21 protein-coding genes are annotated in these 17,572 nt (G+C 39.2%); 3 read left to right on the top strand and 18 right to left on the bottom strand.

Annotated elements, in window-relative coordinates:
* Window positions 1-68: 68 nt before the first annotated feature.
* The 4 genes from F0161_RS00590 to F0161_RS00575 all read right to left on the bottom strand — a co-directional run bounded on the left by F0161_RS00590 (window position 69) and on the right by F0161_RS00575 (window position 3,604).
* Window positions 69-734 carry a phosphatase PAP2 family protein gene (locus F0161_RS00590; protein WP_150203116.1) on the bottom strand — a complete coding sequence of 222 codons (666 nt, stop codon included), beginning with the start codon at window positions 732-734 and terminating at the stop codon, window positions 69-71.
* Entirely contained in the window at window positions 721-1,380 is a 660-nt protein-coding gene (locus F0161_RS00585) for a VTT domain-containing protein (protein WP_150203114.1), read from the bottom strand. Before F0161_RS00585 ends, F0161_RS00590 begins: the two co-directional genes overlap by 14 nt.
* A 156-nt stretch (window positions 1,381-1,536) precedes the next feature.
* Window positions 1,537-2,904 (bottom strand): sensor histidine kinase, encoded by a 1,368-nt coding sequence (locus F0161_RS00580; RefSeq protein ID WP_150203112.1) that lies wholly within the window; start codon window positions 2,902-2,904, stop codon window positions 1,537-1,539.
* Window positions 2,905-2,914: 10 nt separating this feature from the next.
* On the bottom strand, window positions 2,915-3,604 hold the full coding sequence (locus tag F0161_RS00575) for a response regulator transcription factor (protein WP_150203110.1): 690 nt from the start codon (window positions 3,602-3,604) through the stop codon (window positions 2,915-2,917).
* A gap of 167 nt (window positions 3,605-3,771) precedes the next feature.
* On the opposite strand from F0161_RS00575, the gene F0161_RS00570 reads away from it, so the two are divergent.
* The gene (locus F0161_RS00570; protein WP_150203108.1) at window positions 3,772-4,431 is read left to right on the top strand and encodes a hypothetical protein; all 660 of its coding nucleotides are present in this window, start codon (window positions 3,772-3,774) and stop codon (window positions 4,429-4,431) included.
* A gap of 60 nt (window positions 4,432-4,491) precedes the next feature.
* On the opposite strand, the gene F0161_RS00565 is transcribed toward F0161_RS00570, so the two are convergent.
* The 4 genes from F0161_RS00565 to F0161_RS11375 form a co-directional block, all read right to left on the bottom strand.
* Window positions 4,492-4,713, bottom strand: a complete 222-nt coding sequence (locus F0161_RS00565; protein WP_137601671.1) for a hypothetical protein — start codon at window positions 4,711-4,713, stop codon at window positions 4,492-4,494.
* Window positions 4,714-4,833: 120 nt separating this feature from the next.
* Window positions 4,834-5,358: a hypothetical protein gene (locus F0161_RS00560; RefSeq protein WP_150203106.1), complete on the bottom strand. Its 525-nt coding sequence runs from the start codon at window positions 5,356-5,358 to the stop codon at window positions 4,834-4,836.
* Window positions 5,359-5,517: 159 nt separating this feature from the next.
* The gene (locus tag F0161_RS00555) at window positions 5,518-6,693 is read right to left on the bottom strand and encodes a cation:proton antiporter (RefSeq protein ID WP_137601669.1); all 1,176 of its coding nucleotides are present in this window, start codon (window positions 6,691-6,693) and stop codon (window positions 5,518-5,520) included.
* Window positions 6,694-6,782: 89 nt separating this feature from the next.
* Window positions 6,783-6,929: a hypothetical protein gene (locus F0161_RS11375; protein ID WP_190318881.1), complete on the bottom strand. Its 147-nt coding sequence runs from the start codon at window positions 6,927-6,929 to the stop codon at window positions 6,783-6,785.
* Window positions 6,930-7,218: 289 nt separating this feature from the next.
* Between F0161_RS11375 and F0161_RS00545 the strand changes: the two genes are divergently transcribed.
* Window positions 7,219-8,394: an IS256 family transposase gene (locus F0161_RS00545; RefSeq protein WP_150203102.1), complete on the top strand. Its 1,176-nt coding sequence runs from the start codon at window positions 7,219-7,221 to the stop codon at window positions 8,392-8,394.
* Between the two features lie 344 nt (window positions 8,395-8,738).
* On the opposite strand, the gene F0161_RS00540 is transcribed toward F0161_RS00545, so the two are convergent.
* The 7 genes from F0161_RS00540 to F0161_RS00510 all read right to left on the bottom strand — a co-directional run bounded on the left by F0161_RS00540 (window position 8,739) and on the right by F0161_RS00510 (window position 14,883).
* Window positions 8,739-9,137 (bottom strand): pentapeptide repeat-containing protein, encoded by a 399-nt coding sequence (locus tag F0161_RS00540; protein ID WP_150203100.1) that lies wholly within the window; start codon window positions 9,135-9,137, stop codon window positions 8,739-8,741.
* Between the two features lie 34 nt (window positions 9,138-9,171).
* Complete coding sequence (locus F0161_RS00535; protein WP_150203098.1) at window positions 9,172-9,978, bottom strand: hypothetical protein; 807 nt, start codon at window positions 9,976-9,978, stop codon at window positions 9,172-9,174.
* A gap of 162 nt (window positions 9,979-10,140) precedes the next feature.
* Complete coding sequence (locus F0161_RS00530; protein ID WP_150203096.1) at window positions 10,141-11,247, bottom strand: NADH-dependent flavin oxidoreductase; 1,107 nt, start codon at window positions 11,245-11,247, stop codon at window positions 10,141-10,143.
* Between the two features lie 16 nt (window positions 11,248-11,263).
* Window positions 11,264-11,947, bottom strand: a complete 684-nt coding sequence (locus F0161_RS00525) for a type 1 glutamine amidotransferase domain-containing protein (RefSeq protein ID WP_150203094.1) — start codon at window positions 11,945-11,947, stop codon at window positions 11,264-11,266.
* A 356-nt stretch (window positions 11,948-12,303) separates the two neighbouring features.
* Entirely contained in the window at window positions 12,304-12,630 is a 327-nt protein-coding gene (locus tag F0161_RS00520; RefSeq protein ID WP_150203092.1) for a DMT family transporter, read from the bottom strand.
* Window positions 12,631-13,031: 401 nt separating this feature from the next.
* A complete protein-coding gene (locus F0161_RS00515; RefSeq protein ID WP_150203090.1) occupies window positions 13,032-13,643 on the bottom strand; it encodes a histidine phosphatase family protein in 612 nt (203 codons plus the stop codon).
* 52 nt (window positions 13,644-13,695) lie between these two features.
* Entirely contained in the window at window positions 13,696-14,883 is a 1,188-nt protein-coding gene (locus F0161_RS00510; RefSeq protein WP_150203088.1) for an MFS transporter, read from the bottom strand.
* 130 nt (window positions 14,884-15,013) lie between these two features.
* Between F0161_RS00510 and F0161_RS00505 the strand changes: the two genes are divergently transcribed.
* A complete protein-coding gene (locus F0161_RS00505; RefSeq protein ID WP_150203086.1) occupies window positions 15,014-15,391 on the top strand; it encodes a winged helix-turn-helix transcriptional regulator in 378 nt (125 codons plus the stop codon).
* Window positions 15,392-15,456: 65 nt separating this feature from the next.
* Here the strand turns inward: F0161_RS00505 and F0161_RS00500 are convergent, their stop codons facing one another.
* The 3 genes from F0161_RS00500 to F0161_RS00490 all read right to left on the bottom strand — a co-directional run bounded on the left by F0161_RS00500 (window position 15,457) and on the right by F0161_RS00490 (window position 17,535).
* Entirely contained in the window at window positions 15,457-15,939 is a 483-nt protein-coding gene (locus F0161_RS00500) for a GNAT family N-acetyltransferase (protein WP_150203084.1), read from the bottom strand.
* A gap of 18 nt (window positions 15,940-15,957) precedes the next feature.
* Entirely contained in the window at window positions 15,958-16,833 is an 876-nt protein-coding gene (locus tag F0161_RS00495; RefSeq protein ID WP_137601802.1) for a DMT family transporter, read from the bottom strand.
* 129 nt (window positions 16,834-16,962) lie between these two features.
* A complete protein-coding gene (locus F0161_RS00490) occupies window positions 16,963-17,535 on the bottom strand; it encodes a sugar O-acetyltransferase (RefSeq protein ID WP_150203083.1) in 573 nt (190 codons plus the stop codon).
* Window positions 17,536-17,572: the final 37 nt, after the last annotated feature.

The raw sequence follows: 17,572 nt of genomic DNA, 5'->3' as shown, positions 1-17,572 counted from the left end.
TTCTACCAAATCGAGTGTCTCTTACTAAAGTAGTCGTTGATGCGGCTACTTTTTTAGTATCTAGCTGATTACCTTTGACCTTGTCGTAATATTTTTTGTGACACATTGTCCTTGGACTTCAAAATTTCAAAATAGATAATTCTTGAAAATTCCCACCAGGCAATTGCCAAACTCACACTACCCAGAACATCAGTTGCAAAGTGGCCTCGTAAATAGATCCTTGAGAATACCAACGCACAAATCCAGATAATCGCCAATAATGCTGTCACCAACTGGACTTCTTGATCTTCTAACAAAGGTACGATAATAAACAAAATAGTTAAAACTAGCAATGCATTACTAAACGTGTGACCGCTAGGAAAACTGTAACCAGCATCCGGGATCAATTTTGAAGTTGGGCGTGGACGTTTGACTAGCTCCTTAATCATAAAAGCCACACCATCGCCCATTATTTGCACGGCCATAATCCACCCAGCGAGTAAACGTTCCTGGCGGAGCCAAAAGGCGATTGCAATTAACAGCGTTAATCCCATTGCAATCATTGGACTGCCAAAACTAGTAATTATTCCCATCACTTGGGTTCTTAGTCTATCTTGGATACTGGTCATAAACCCTTGAATGGTTAGATCAAAAGTCTGGACCCAGTTTGCATTCATTTTCAAACTTAATACAATGACAACAAAGACTAGTAATGCAATTAGACCAGTCATCACCCATCTCTTATTCGGTTTCATTTCTCTCACCCCTGACGTAACGTTGTCTGAGTTTGGTAACCGTCACAGGTAAGATGGAAATCAAGACAATCATAAACATAATTAATTCAAAATGTGCCTTAACAATAGCAATGTTACCTAGCAGGTAGCCAGCCATAACAACCACAGTTACCCATACAACACCGCCTAAGATATTGAAGGCAACAAAATGACGATATTTCATTTTGCTCATCCCCGCAGTAAACGGAATGAACGTCCGAATAAATGGAATGAAACGACCAATGAAAATTGAACTATTACCGTGACGTTCAAAAAATAATTCCGCTTGTTCCAGATGCTTCGGTTTTATCCAGCGACTCAGCTTAGAACTAATCAGTTTTCGACCGGTTCGTTTACCAATTTCAAAATTAACACCATCGCCCACAATCGCTGCAATTGACAATACGACAATCAAAATGATTGGGTTTAACGAATGTGCACTCATCTCCGCAATTGATCCACTCAGAAATAGCAATGAATCCCCTGGTAAGAAAGGGAACACCACAAGTCCCGTTTCAATAAAAATAATCATAAATAATCCTACATACACCCATGCACCATACTGTGAAATCAGCAGCGGTAATAAGTGATTGACATTTAAAAATGAAAATAATAATCCAGTTATCATGAAGTTCCCTCATCTCAGTTAATTTAGTTGATTCCCCTATTTTAACGAGATGCAGTTCGAGGAAAAAGAGTGCTTAAATTAACTGAATCTGAGAAATTCACAGAAAACAAAAAATGAGCAAAATAAAATCTGCTCACTTCTTGATTATATTTCATATTAATTATTTTCTGGTGCTTGGTTAAAGATTAATTTCACGATTGTTCCACGTGGAACATTGTCAGCAAATTCAATTGTGATATGGTTTAACTCTGCTAATTGCTTAACTATCGAAAGACCCAATCCGGTCCCCTGAATCGTACCTCGCACTTCAGGGCTTCGATAAAATTGCTCGAAAATATGCTCCTTATCTTCTTGAGAGATTCCTGAACCTGTATCATAAATTGAAATTACTGGTTGATTCCCATCAACTATCTTAATTTTAATCTGGCTATCGCTAGGGGAATACTTACTAGCGTTAGTAATGATATTGGTTAGAATTTGCTGTAAGCTTTCGGCATTGGCTACGACAGATGCACCAGCTGAGGCTTGGATATCAATTGATTGAGTGGTCACTGAGTCCAACTTCGTCACAACAGTTTGAACCAGCTTAGCTAAGTTAACAGGCATCATCTCTAATTCCACTCGGCCCGCCCTTGATAACGTCAATAATTCATCGACTAAGGCCTGCATTTGATATGACTCGTCATTGATATATTGAATCGATTTATCAATCACCTCCGGATGTTCATGCCCCCGGCGTTGAATTAATTGCGCATGACTCCGAATGGCCGCAATCGGCGTCCTTAATTCATGTGCTGCATTAGAAACGAATAGTTTATCCTTTTCATTTTGTTTGTACACTTGAGCCAGTAATCGATTAAAACTGTTGGCCAAGTTAGTCACCTCAGTCGGACTATCAGGCACCAGTAAAGTTGCATTTTGCTCGGTCGATGTGGTGGTTGCTTTTTCTGCACTGTTGGTTAATTTTTTCAAAGAATTAGTTAATCGTTCAGCGATTACATTGATATACAACGGGCTAATAATTAACGTCAATAATAAAATAACGAGAGTGACTGCAACTGCACGCTCTAAAATTTCAATTTGTTCATCCAAATTCACCCATAGCTTGTAATCAATGCCTTTGGCGCGGCCTTCACTATAGTAATAAAATCCACGTCCCTGGCGATAGTACAAATTTTTAATCAATGGGACTTTTGTCTTTTGGGTAGATAATAATTTCTTGGTACCCGGTGAATAATAATTCTCTCGTTTAGCATCCCCACGTTGATTAACAACATGCACATAGCTGGTGCTCGTATCTAACGTATTATTTAAGACCCACTTATTCCAATCGCCATCATCATCAATGATGGTTTCTTCCAGGCTATCAATAATGCCATCGGAGTTTTCGCGAGTCATTTCCAATAACTGATTTCCAATAGAAACCACCATCGCAAGACTCGAAATGAGCATGATTAGTGTAATTACCCAAATGAAACTGCGTAACATAATTGACGAACTATTTTGTTTTCTTTTCTTTTTCATCAAAAGTTCCTCATTCATTCAGTAACAGCGCGTACCCAATTCCACGCGTAGTGTGAATTAATTTAGGTTTATCTGGAAAGCTATCAATTTTGTTACGTAAATATCTAATATACACGTCAACAATATTAGGTTCCCCATCAAAATCAACGCCCCACACGACGTCGAGCAATTCGTCACGTGTAAAAGTCTTCCCAACATCATCGAAAAGTGCTTTTAGAAGATTATACTCACGTTGGGTTAATTGAATATTGTGATCTCCCCGCTTGACTTGACGACGTTGTGTATCTAGCGTCAAATCATCAATGGCAAAGATTTGCTGAGGTTCTTCAGCAACTTGGTGACGTAATGCCACCTGGATACGAGCCAAAAGTTCTTCTGTATCAAATGGCTTCGTAACATAGTCATCGGCTCCACCCAACAAGCCAGCCACTTTATCACCAGAATAATCGCGGGCGGTCAGCATAATAACTGGCACATTGCTTGCATTTCTAATCCGTCGCAAAACTCCTAAACCATCTAATTTGGGTAACATCCAATCTAAAATAATAATATCAATCTCTGTACTTCGTTCGCTAAAAATTTGAACAGCGCTTAATCCATCTCTGGCCACCAAAACTTGATAGTTTTCAAATTCAAATTCCGTCGATAAAGACTCGACCAGCGCTGCCTCATCTTCAACCAATAATATTGTTTTAGTCATTTTGCACTCCCATTATCATGATATAGTTAATCAATCGGTATTCTAGACTGATTTCCAAGCTTTGTAAATTAAAATCATAAACCAACTGCGTTAAATTTGATTTTAGTCGGCTACAAAATATGTTAATCTATTAATCGAGTAACCATTCAAAATTAAAGGAGTTTCACGTGAAAAATAATAATTTGGGCACCATTTACCTGAATAAACGAGCTGAATACAACAAATATAACGGCGTTTATGCGCTGGGTACATTTTTAAACACGGATGCTACACGCCTGACTGGCCACGCAACCCAATTGGTCCCAACGGATCGCACGATTGCCAATTTTGATACCCTCTCCGATACCGGCTATACAAAAGCCAGTTTTGAGGAAACCGCCGATCTTTACCAAGTAGATTCAAACGAGGTTAAAGAGCTAATTTCCGAAATGCGAAATGGCGAGTCCATGCAAGTTGTCGCTGAAGTAGCTGAGTTTTTAGAAGGTGTTGGTAAGCAACAGCCTGAACACACCGTGCACGTGACTGAAGTATTGGCCGCAGACAAAACTACCTACTACTTTTTACAAGCCGGTGCATCTGCTTTGGAAGCATCTAATAATGCCTTGCGCGAATCAGATTCACAATATGATTACACCTTATTTACCGGCAACGGTGCGAATGTCAATATTATTGAAGATCCCATGGCCCTTTTCGTTCTGGAATATCTCAATCACACTTTAGACAAGCATTTAAGCCCTGCCGATATTTTAGAAACATCAGAAATCGGTCAAGCGTTCGATAAAGAAACCAACAGTAACTTAATTCTGTTAATTATCCATGTACGATAAAGTAAAAGTCTCAGGAAATTTCTTCCTGAGACTCTTTTTGAATTCACATTGTTTATATTATTATTTGCCTTCTGCTAATTTCATTTTAACCAACATCACCCGCATCCGTGCAATTTGTAATCGTAACCGGATGGCACTTTGATTAATTTCAGCTTGATTGACTTTAACTGAAATATCACCTGATTGATGTTCATGACCAAGTGTCTGATTTTCAATTTGAAATAATTGAGCTTCCGCACTTTCAATTCGATCCATGAGAAGTTTTGCTGATGAATTGTCCATAAGTAGCCTCCATTTTCATTTCAATTCCTGACTGTTGTTAGTAGTTTAACCGACAAAAATGACTTTAGTGTGACCACTTTACGACTTTTTCACTTGTTTAGACTTATGCTTTCTATAATCTTATTTTTTTCGAGCTAAAACCCAAGTATCATCATTCCACATTTCTGTTTCACGTTCACCATTAGTAGTACTCCATAATGTATCCCGCTCCAACTCAATGATTTGTGCGTTTGGTCCAACAGTTGCCCAACCAAAGCTACCATTTTTATGTGCAAATTTTACCCACAATACCGGCACTTCAATCACATGACCGGATAAATCAATATAGCCTCTTTTTTGATATTCAACTTTTATCAAGTTCATTTCTTTTTTATATTCACTCATCAATATTTCAAAGGTATGCAATGCGATTGAAGTGGCTTCATCGCGATCAGGAATGGCTCCTTGAGCAATAAAAGCAGAATTGTTGTAACTAACTAGTTGGTTGTAGTGATCTAAGATAACCGTGATATGTTGGTTATTGGGCGTGATTCCCCGTTCCGCTTGATACCGCTCGACCGTCACAGATTGCTCATTTCTAGTCACGGTTTGCGAGTCTACTAAGGAAAATAGTTTTGGTAAATATAAGACTGTTTGCCATTGCATGTTGTCCGCCTCCTCATGATGAATATTACCGCTTAGCCATTTAATACACAACAGCTATGGTGTGGTTATTTATTGACAAAAAATGGATGAATCCGAATATCTTTTCAAGTATTAAAAAAGTCTCTACAAATCGTTTAAATCTGTAGAGACAAACTATTTTTACGCGGCAGCTTCTAGATGCTTTGCATGTCGCTTAATCGCATTTTTCAATAAGAATGGCGCAATCACTGTTGCCAACACAATTACAATAATTACGTCGGTGTAGTATGTTTCTGAAAGCAAGTGAGCCTCAAACCCAATTTGGGCGGTGATGAGGGCCATTTCACCACGAGAAATCATCCCCGCACCCACGAGATAACTACTGTCTAGTGTGAATCCATTCATTTTGGCGCCCAAACCACAACCAAATAGCTTCGTCAGACAAGCCAAAATCGTCATGATAATAATAAATGGCAATGATTCCATAAAGTGTTCAAATTTGATATTTAAGCCAATACTAATGAAGAAGATTGGAATAAAGACGGCATACCCGATTGGTTCAATCCCGTGTTCGACCTTACTATGGCTTTCTGTTTGTGCAACAGCGACCCCAGCAAAGAAGGCACCAACGGCAGCACTTAAACCAACAAATTCGGCAGCAGCCGCCAACGCTAAACAGATGACCAACGACATGACCGTTTCTGAAACTTGAGATAATAGCCGTTCACCTAAGCCCATAATAATTGGGGCTAGCCAGCGAACGAGCAAGTAAACTAAGACAAAAAACGCAGCTTGTTCGGCGAGTAATAAACCAATATTGGTGGTGTGACCAGCAGAATTATTCCCACTACTCATGAATCCAACCAATAAACTCAACATTAAAACGCCAATGATATCATCAACAATCGCCGCCCCTAAGATTACGGTACCCTCTTTAGTTTCCAGATAGTGATATTCGTTCATCACTGAAATTGAGATGGAGATAGACGTTGCTGAAAAAATGGTTCCAATAAATAATGAAGCTAACCATGGGAACCCAAACGCATAACTGGCAATTCCCATGACGACAAATGGTACAATCACACCCATGACGGCAACAACTAATGCCGGCCGGATGTATTTTTTTAATAAATTTAAATCACTTTCTAAGCCCCCGATGAACATTAAAATAATGACACCGATGACTTGAAATTCATTCAATAGTTCATTTAAATGAACCCAACCAAGAAATGCTGGCCCGAAAATAACCCCGACCATAATTTCTCCAACCACTCCAGGAATTTCAACGCGACGACATAAATGAATCGCAATTTGATCCGCCAGGAGTAACCCCGCCAATGTAGCAATAAATAGCATAGTTTTCTCCTTTTCTTATTCATAAGTTAAATTCATTGTAACAGAAATAATAGCGCGATTGCTCGTCAAACAGTACACTTCGTTATTTATTAAGTGTGGCGAATCATATACATTGAAAAAATAGTCGAATTAACGACCGTCACGATTGTCGCGATTAAAATCGTGACTGCATAGGATTTAATCAGTATCGAAAGCATAAAACCAACATTGGCGATGACATAAAAAATTAATTTCATCTGATAATTGATTATTAATGACGGCTTATTGTAGGTTAACGCCAAAAAGATGCCGGTATAAATCAAAATAATTCCAGCAAATAAACAACTGATTGCAAAGTACGGCGCCAGCTCCGCAGACTCGATAAATTCAAACGATACGGTTGTAAGTAACAGTCCAAATGAAATTGGAGAGAGCGTAAAATATCTTGTGTAAATGCATAAAAGATTTCTGAATTGTATAGAAATAGGGAATGCCTTCCCTTATGATATTTAGTAATCACAGAAAACATCACAGGAGGCATTCCCCATGAATGAACTTACCACAGAAATTATCGCTGCACTAGCCCAAAAGCAAGATTTGGACGAAGTTTTTCGTCACCACCTCGAAATTGCGATTAACCAGCTGCTTCAAACCGAATTGGCAGAGTTTTTGGGTTACGAACGCTACTCATACGCTGGGATTAACACTGGTAATAACCGCAACGGCAGTTATGAGCGCTCGTTTGATACGAAGTACGGCCAACTTAACTTAACCATTCCTCGAGATCGCAATGGCCGGTTTGAAAATCATACCTTGCCAGCCTACGGTCGGCACAGTGATAATTTAGAAACAACGGTCATTCAGTTGTATACCAAGGGAATTACCACTGCTGAAATTGCCGAACTTATTGAGAAAATGTACGGTGCTCACTACTCCAAAGCCACGGTTTCCAACATGACTAAAGCCGTCAATGAACAGGTTCAAGCTTTCCAGCAACGTCGACTGGGTTCACAATATGCGGCCATCTTCTTAGATGCCACTTACTTGCCGTTAAAGCGGGATACCGTTCAAAAAGAAGCCGTTCATATTACGATTGGCATTCGTCCAGATGGTACGAAAGAAGTGCTGAACTACCAAGTGGCGCCAACGGAATCGACTGGAATCTGGACTGAACTGCTGGGAACCTTGATCAAGCAGGGCGTTAAAGATGTGCTGTTGTTTGTGGCCGATGGGTTAGTTGGTTTGGATGAAGGCTTGAATCGGCATTTCCCTAAAGCCAAACGACAACGTTGCCTGGTTCATGTTGGGCGGAATCTGATGAACAAAGTTCGCGTAAAAGACCGCAAGGCCGTGATCAGTGACTTTAAACAAGTTCATCGGGCCGCCAACCGTGAAGCAGCCGAACTGAAACTGAATGAGTTCGCCAACAACTGGCATCAGACCTATCCCAAATTAATCAAAGATCTGCTTAAAATGCCGAATTTACTCACTTTCATGGACTTTCCACCAGCTATCCGGCAATCACTATACTCCACTAACCTGATTGAGAACTTTAATAAGCATCTCAAGCGCACCACCCACCACAAAGAACAATTTCCAACGGAAGATTCACTGGATTGCTTCCTGGTTTCTCAGTTTAATGTTTATAACGAGAAGTCTCTGAAGCGGATCCACCGAGGGTTCAAAGGACTCCAGGACACCTTGGAAGCATCATTTATTTAAGTTAGATACATATTATATGTACGAAGGCATTTCATTTATACAAACTATTTTATACTCTCAATGCACCAGCTTCCATTCGATCCTTAACTTGAGCCTCTAATCCTTCTAAGTTAATAATCTTAATTGCTTTTTCTTCATTGCTTGCTTGATATGCCATAATTGGTTCCTTCTTTCGTTTATTATGACATCCAATACATTGCTTACTTTTAGTAAGTGCAACTATTTGTTCCTCAAATTTCACAAATTAAACAATGAGCAAGTCTTAAAAACGCTTAAAATCAGTGATTATCTGACAATTAAGTTAGTGAAAAAAATAAAACCACCAGCACTCAATCTTCATGATTCTACACTTCATCATCAAAGCGAGCATCGGAAATATGTTGTGAGATTTCTTCAAAATCGTCAATTAGACAGTGGCGAAAGTCGACCCCTGCACCATAAATATCATCAACAAACGCATTCGTCAGTTCAGCATATTGAAAGTCAGTGCCAAACATTGCCGCATATGATAGATCAGTGGCAATCATGATTGCACCCACGAATGAAGTTCCATTCAAAATATCATCTTCAAAATCTGCTCGTGATAAATTGGCACCATCAAAAATTGCATAACTCAAATCATGATAGGCGAAACTATTTGAGCTGAGATCTAAGTTAGAAAAATCTGCACGATTACCTGTTTCGTGGTCGTCCAACCACTGTTCGTGTTCAACAATCATTTTATCTACCGTGGCTTGATTCATGCTCTCCCACCTTCACTTTCGTTTTGAATTGCAATTATTGGCGATATGGGTCAACAATATCGTGATACATTTCCTCTGTCAGTACTGGTTGAGCTGATATCATCAACGGTTCAATGTTCTGATACAGTTTTTCCATCGTGAATCCATCTTCTGCACCAAGATTAATCAGAACATTATAAAATTCAATTTCGGGTATCAACTCCGTCAATAGTGGAAAGGCTCGACTGAAGTCCTCACAACGAGCACGATAAATAAATTGAGGTATTACTGATTCGCTCATGGATTCAGGTAGCATGAAGACCATTCGTAATCTTTTTTCAGATTTTGAATCTGGATTAAGTCCTAACATTTGTTCAATGATTTGATAAATGCGTTCAATTCCTTCATCAATATCAGTTTGGTTGATACTTTTAAGTGAATCATGCTTTGAAATTGGCGTGTTAGGTAAAAAAGATGTCGTCAAGCCACCTATCAGCTTAAACTCTGAAACTTCTGGATCATCTTTTGGCCAACTAAAACGCTCAACGATATATCTCAAATCTCGATCCACAGAATTTTCATGGTGGAATGCACCAAAATTATCTTGATTAGCAGCTACATCGAATTCAGCTTGGCTTGGCAGCACTACAAGTGATTCAAGGTTTAATTTAGGTCCCTCGTCTAATACATCCATTGGCTGATAAGTATCAAGATACTCAACTGCGGCTTCGTAAGAAAGGTTATCTGTTCCTGCTTGCGATGATTTGACCGGGTTAATTTGTTCCACCGATGGAGCATAGATGGTACTCGACATGATGTTGCCATAGTGTTTTTGAAAAAAATCATGAATGCTTTCCGCCATAATCAGCCCTCCGATAGTTTTAAAATATTTATTGAGATTAATATATTTTATATTATATGAGTTTCAACGGTCATAATATGTCCAAATTTATTTTAAAAATCATTACACGCTCCGAAATATCAAAAAAGCCACCAACATTGGATTGTTGATGACTCAAATCGTTTAACTCAAAATAACACTGTGATAACGTGCTGCGGCAAATTCATAGAGTGGTAAGGATAACGGCGTAATTTCAACCGCATCCTTAAATGGAATCTGAACCATGGCAGCATCGTTGCCGGAAATTAGTTTAACAGCCCAAGTTGGGTCAAACAGAATTTGTTGTCCAACCGCCACTAAATCGGCCACTTCTAAAACATTTTCCACGTCTTGGCGAGTACGAACACCTCCAACGCCGACAACTGGTTTACGACCGTTAACCCAGTCTCTGACATAAGCCAATCTTCCTTGTGCCTTATAGTTTTCATCCCGGGAGACACTGGCATATTTATTCAATGAAACATGTAAATAATCTAAGCGTGATTCACTTAACTGATCAACTAACCATTTAGTATCATCCATTCTAATCCCAGGTGTTTCAAACTCTTCGGGTGAGAACCGATATCCAACAATGAAAGGCTTAGTTGCGTATTCATCAACGGCAGCAAATACTTCAACTAACATCTCTTTGATAAAGTTAAAGCGATGATCACGATCACCTCCATATTCGTCAGTCCGACGGTTACTATGAGGTGAAAAAAATTGTTGAATTAAATACGTATTGGCGCCGTGGAGTTCAATACCATCAAACCCAGATTGAATCGCCCGACGAGTAGCCTCACCGAATGATTTAATCGTTTCCTTAACTTCTTCCAAAGTTTGGGCACGAGGCGTTTCGGCATCATCACGTAAAGCTGGAATATCACTAGCTGAAACGATTTGTTCACCGTTTAATTCAGCACTATGCGTCATTCTTCCGGCGTGCACAATTTGTAGGATAGCTTTGGTATCCTTACTTTGAATGCCTTTGGCCAACGCTGACAGTCCGGGAATCATTTCGTCATGGGCAACACTGAGTTCTCCAAACCATCCCTTACCTAAATCTTCAACATTCGCAGCGCCTGTAATCACTGCTCCAAGACCCGCGGCGCGATCTGAATAATATTCAATTTCGTCCTTGGTAATCTCACCATTATAAAAACTTTGAGTCGTTGTCATTGGTGACATCATTAATCTATTTTTCAAAGTTGCACCGCTGGCAAACTTAGTCTCATCTGTAAATTTTGTCATCTTAAAACCCTCTTCGTTATTTATTAAGTATTTCTATCACTGCTTGTCCAACACCTGCAGCAGACTGTGGATTTTGACCAGTAACCAAACGGCCATCAACCACCACATGTTTTGTATATGGGTCTGACTTGGTGTGGTGTGCGCCAGCAGCAATTAATTCATCTTCAGTCAAAAATGGAACATCATGTGTTAATCCATTGATTTCCTCTTCTTCATTGGTGAAGCCAGCCACATTTTTACCTTGAATGAATTTTTGACCGTTTTCTTCGATTGACAACAGTCCTGCTACACCGTGGCATACCGCCGAAATTACACCACCATTATCATAAATACTCTTAGCAATTGAACCCAATGCCGCATTGTTAGGAAAGTCCCAAACAGTCCCATGACCACCAGCAAAATAAATGACATCATAATCTGTCGCTGTAATATCTTTTGGTGCAAGCGAGGCACCTAACGCACGATTCCGAAAGTCGGCATCAAAATAAAAATCAGCACTAATTGGATCTAAGTTATCACCTTCAATACTGCCAGGGTCTAACGGAACATAGCCACCTTTAGGGCTGACATAGTCAACTTCGATTCCGTTATCCTTCATTACTTGACTGAAATGAACTGCTTCGCTTAACCACAATCCAGTGGTTTTGTTGAGTGTATCAAAATGTTCATGGTTAGTTAATACTACTAGGGCTTTTGTCATCATACTTATCTCCATTTTTAAATTAATCTGTTTTAGCTTTCAATATGAAATTATTTGCTTAAAGTGCATACATTAATGATCATATTTCAAATCTCCTTAACCAGTTATTTAAAAATTTTTACGTCTTTTAACGACATTCACGCTACTTACTTTATATAAGTCCATATCATAATCTATGAATATCACCATTGCAATCGAATTAACATTCAAAAAAGAATGCCATACATTCGAAATTGGAATAGAAAATTACATTGCTTTGTTTCCCGGGTAATAATTCATGGATGCCATATCAACATTTTGATTCTACAACCTGAAGTCAGCTTTAGGTCAAGAATATTTTGAAAAAAGCTGCTAGGCTAATGCTCTCCATTACCAAATAATTGAAGGATAATCACTCCAATCGTAATTAATGCAATTCCGACAACACTTGGTAAGTTCAATGGTTCTTTCCAATAGATTACTGAAAAGGCTGCAATCAAAACAATTCCTACTGCCGCCCAAATAGCATAAGCCACATCCATTTCAATTGTTTTCAATGAGATGGATAGAAAGTAAAAAGTTACTAAATAACCTAACATTGAAACAACTGTGAATCCAAAATTATGAAACCCATCTGACATTTTTAAAAAGTTGGTTGCGCAAAATTCGCCTAAAATGGCCACACCTAAAAATACATATCCCATAACTATTCTCCTTCATAAATCTGAAAATTAGCAATCGAATCTGTATTTCCAACGGTTTTCCCAACCAAAAATATATAACAACAATTTATCCATCTTTTGTCACTATTCAATCAAAAATTAATACTCGGAACTTACTAAATTCACTTAACTTGCTCCGCTGACTCATGCTTCCAATCCCTGCTCATTACGTTTAGCCTCACCCATCGCTTAGAAGTAAACCACTTCTATCCGATGTGTTTGCTAATCCTCGTGAGCAACCCGGGCTTGTCAGCACATTGTCGTAATCACGCTTCAATAATCTGACTATTCCGCCTAGTTACGTCTGCCTTGTAAGAAATTCACTTACATTCGCCAGACTAGACTAGCGCTCGTAGTCAACCCAATTATTTCAGCGCACTCAATCAATACACTCTATTAAAGAATTCGAGGACTTGTTGGCCGTTATCTAGGACGCTAATTTTAGTGATGCTGGTATTTTCAGGTTCTGGTACTGCAAATGGATCTTTAACTTGTAGTGCATTAACCACAGCACTACGAATCGTAAAGCCATGACTGACCACGATGAGTTTTTCATCGGGGTATTTAGCCGACATATCTTTAACAAATTCAGCAACTCGGTTTTCTACATCAGGGAACGATTCGCCATGAGCGGTGGTGTAATATTCCGGCACTACATCCCCACTAATCGTGCTAAATAAGTCCGGATAATCTTTTTTTAATTCGCTTTTTTTAGTCCCATCCCAATCACCGTAAGAAATCTCTTTAATCCGGTCATCAAATTCAATGGGCAAATTTGCCGTCTGATTAATTATTTCTGCAGTTTGTTGAGTACGGACTAGTGGACTGGCAATAATTCTGTCAGCAAATGCCACATCAAAATGATCGTGTAGTTTTTGTGCCTGTGCTTTACCATGTTCGTTTAAGTATGCAATTTCAGTATTAATTGTGCCCTGACTTATACCTTGGGTGTTTCCTAAGGTTTGTCCGTGGCGAATAAAATAGAAAAATGTCATGCGATGCCTCCTGAATGGTTTATTCCATCCAGTATAACAAAACATTTCGTACTTAGGCAGTATGAAGCCGGCTTAATAACCATGTTAATCCAAGTGCAATTGCCGCCATTACCGATCCCGCAATTGGCGTCAAATATAACCCTGCTCCATCGGCGACAATTCCACCAACGTACGATCCTATCATGATGCCCAAATTAAAGGCAGCAATGTTAAAGGCCGAGGCCATTTGAACATCATTTGGTGTGTACTTTTCCGCAGCTTGCATTGTAAATAATTGAAGTCCGGGCACATTCATGAATGCCAACAATCCCATAATCAGAATCAATATTAAGCCAAAGATTTGGGCCTGCAAGCCAACTAGTATTAGTAGCATCATTGGAATCATGGCCGCAAACATCATCATTAATACTTTTAATGGCTTGGCATTCGCCACTCGACCACCAACAGTGTTTCCAACCGCGACTGCTAATCCATAAGCAATTAATATAATGACACTAGCCGAATCGCTCCAGCCTTGATCAGCGATAATTGTTGTCATATATGAATAAACTGGAAAGCTTGCTCCATAACCGTCTGCCGTGACAATCAACGACAATAAAACTACCGGTGCCTTAATCATTCTCATCAAGCTACCACGTTGAATCTTGGCTGGCATAGGTAGCTCTTTCGGAACTAAAATCGCATTTGAAATCAATCCAATCAAACCGATAACTGCAATCACTACAAATGAAATACGCCAGCTAGCACGTTGGCCAATAAACGTTCCTAACGGTACTCCAGTGACGGTAGCCACTGTCAGTCCAGTAAACATTGTCGCAATCGCTGACACTCGCTTCATTGGATAAACGACACTGGCAGCAATCACCGTCGCCACTGACATAAACAACCCATGCGCAAATGCTGCCACTACTCGTCCGGCTAACAAAATTGGAAAAATTAGTGCAATCGCCGTAATCAAATTACCAATAATAAAGGTAATCATAATCGATAACAATAACGCCTTTCGTGGTATGCGACTCGTCAAGCTTGTAAATACCGGCGCCCCAATCATCACACTTGCCGCATAAACTGAGACTGTTAAACCAGCAGTTGCCAAGCTCACATGAAACGTTTTAATGATTAACGGCATCACACCGACACTGATAAATTCTGTCGACCCAATGGCAAATGCACTAACCGCCAGTGCTAATAAAGTTAAGGTTGGTGAAATCTTATGTTCTTTTACAATAGTTGTATCCATTTGATACCTCCAATTTTTGTTTCTAAATTTTTTCTTGAACTAACAACAAAAATTAATTATACTAGGCAGAGTTAAATAGTAAATAACGCACTAAAAAGTGCTGTAGGTACTAAAAAGTGCCTATAAAATAATGGAGGATCATATTTTGAAAGATAAGACATATCACATTGGGGTTGAAGCAACTATGGATATCATAGGAGGCAAATGGAAAGCTATCATCCTGTGTCATTTACGAAATCAAACTCTCAGAACCAGTGAACTTAGACGTGCAATCCCACAAATTACCCAAAAAATGTTGACGCAACAATTACGTGAACTTGAAGATGACGGTATCGTCAATCGCAAAATTTATGAACAAGTTCCTCCAAAGGTTGAATATTCATTAACTGAACGCGGCGAAAGTTTAAATTCAATTCTGCATGAACTTTGCCTTTGGGGAGAAGCCAACATTGCCGAACGCAAAGAATGTGGTGAAGTAATTACCTTATTAAGTGAAGAAGCCAGCTAAAAAAGACCGAGTAAACGTAGTTTTTACGTAACTCGGTCTTTCGATTTTTAAAGGATACTTTTAACTTACAGTTTTAAAATGAAAAAATGATCCATAGCAGAATGTTCACCATTATTGAGTGGCTGGCTTAATTCTTCAAACCCGAATGTTTGATAGATATGCATGGCCGACGCTAAATTATGATGTGTTTCCAAGTATAGTTGTCGATACCCTGCCTGATTAGCAAATTCAATCACTTTAGTCAGTAACTTATAACTCAAATGGTGTCCTTGAACCGTGTTGGTCAGATATAACTTTTGTAACTCAGCCACCCGGTTATCACTATCATACTCGGCAATCCCACAGCCGCCCGATACTTCACCATTTTCATCCAGTACCACAAAATATTGTCGTTGACGACTGCTTTGATAATACGCACTCAAATTATCTAGTTCTGCATCAAAATACGCCGTTCCAGGGATGTCTAATTGATTGGCCTTCAGAGATTCCCGAATTAGTTTCGCTAACGCTGAATTGTCTTTTTCTTGAATTTCCCTTATTTTAATCATCTACATACCTCGTCTAATTCATTTTGCAAATCGAATTGAATACCAAACACTGCCAATGATTAACAATGCTCCAAAAAGAAAGCCAATGGATAATTGTTCTCCTAAAATCAACCAGCCTAATAGCGTCCCAACAATTGGTTGTAGTAAAAAGAATAACCCAGCACTACCGGCATTTAGTAATTGCAATCCTTTATTCCACATCACGAACGCACCTGCTGTGGAAACAATGCCCAAATATAGTAAATTAAGATAAATTTTAGGCGCTGTAAAATCAATTGACTGAATAAGCGACCACTGGCTGATCACAAATGGGGTTAAACCGACAAAGGCCACACAAGTTGACAAAAACGTTACTTGGACTGCATTTAAATTAGATGAAACTAATTTAACTAGAACTGACATTAAGGCCCAAGTCAATGCGGCAATCGTCAGCATACAAATACCCAGCACAATATGTGCTCCTGCCAAATGAACACCCACAATCAGCACAACTCCTGCTGTGGCCAATAGCACTGAAATAACCTTAACCGAGTTAATTTTTTCCTTTAACAAAGGAAATGCAAATAACACCATAAAAGTTGGTGTGGCACTCGTAATGACTGAGCCTAATTGTGCTGACGAGAACATTGTACCTGTTTCTTGGGCCACAATTGAGATACCATTGCCGATGATACCAACTAACACAATCAAAACTGCATCGCGCTTAATTATGTGCCACTGTGCATGTTTAACGATTACTAAAACGCCCAATGCCACAATTGCAATCAAATAACGCAACCACACCAACTGAACTGGCGGAATAACACCAACAATACTTTTAACGACAACAAACATGCCACCCCAAATACTGGCAGCGAGACTCAACAGGATAATCCCTAATATTTTTTTATTCATTATTTCCCTTCCGTATTCCAAAAATTATTTATTTTTGAAATACAGTTGGAACATCACATTCATTTAATGGTGAAAATATCATAGTTTAACCTCCCAAGGATTAATTTGTTTCATGTGAAACTTTTTTACCTACTCTTCAATCGGTTTAAGTTCTTTGATTACGCGAGCGGGATTGCCGGCAATTGCAACATTACTACCAAAGGAATTGGTCACAACAGACCCAGCTCCGACTACCACGTTATCACCTAACGTCACGCCAGGAACGACTTTGACATCCCCGCCTAACCAGCAGTTGTCACCAATCGTAATTGCTGCGCCTGTTCCGATCCATTTCGTTCGTAAATTAACATCCAGCGGATGACTAGCAGTGTACAACTGGACACGAGGTGCTAGCAGTGCATTTTTCCCAATCGTGATTGGGCAAGTATCCAATAAAATACAATCAAAGTTAGCAAAGAAATTTTCGCCAACATGAATGTTGTACCCGTAATCACAACGAAAATTCGGGCGCACATCAATATTTTCTCCACTCGTGCCAAATAATTCTTTAATTAATTGGTGCCGTGTTTCTTCATCCTCAAAATCAGTCTGATTTAACTTTTCAAAGAGCCGACGTGCTACTAATCTATCGTGGAGTAATTTCTCATCGTTCACGTCATACAGGCGTTCTGCCATCATATTTTCAAATTCAGTGGTATTCATTATTTTCACCATCACTTGTTTAGATTTCTGTTCATTA

This window comes from Paucilactobacillus nenjiangensis (assembly GCF_008632615.1).
GTDB lineage: Bacteria > Bacillota > Bacilli > Lactobacillales > Lactobacillaceae > Paucilactobacillus > Paucilactobacillus nenjiangensis.
Note: the sequence above shows the minus strand (reverse complement) of the source record. Positions and strands in the feature narration are given on the sequence as shown.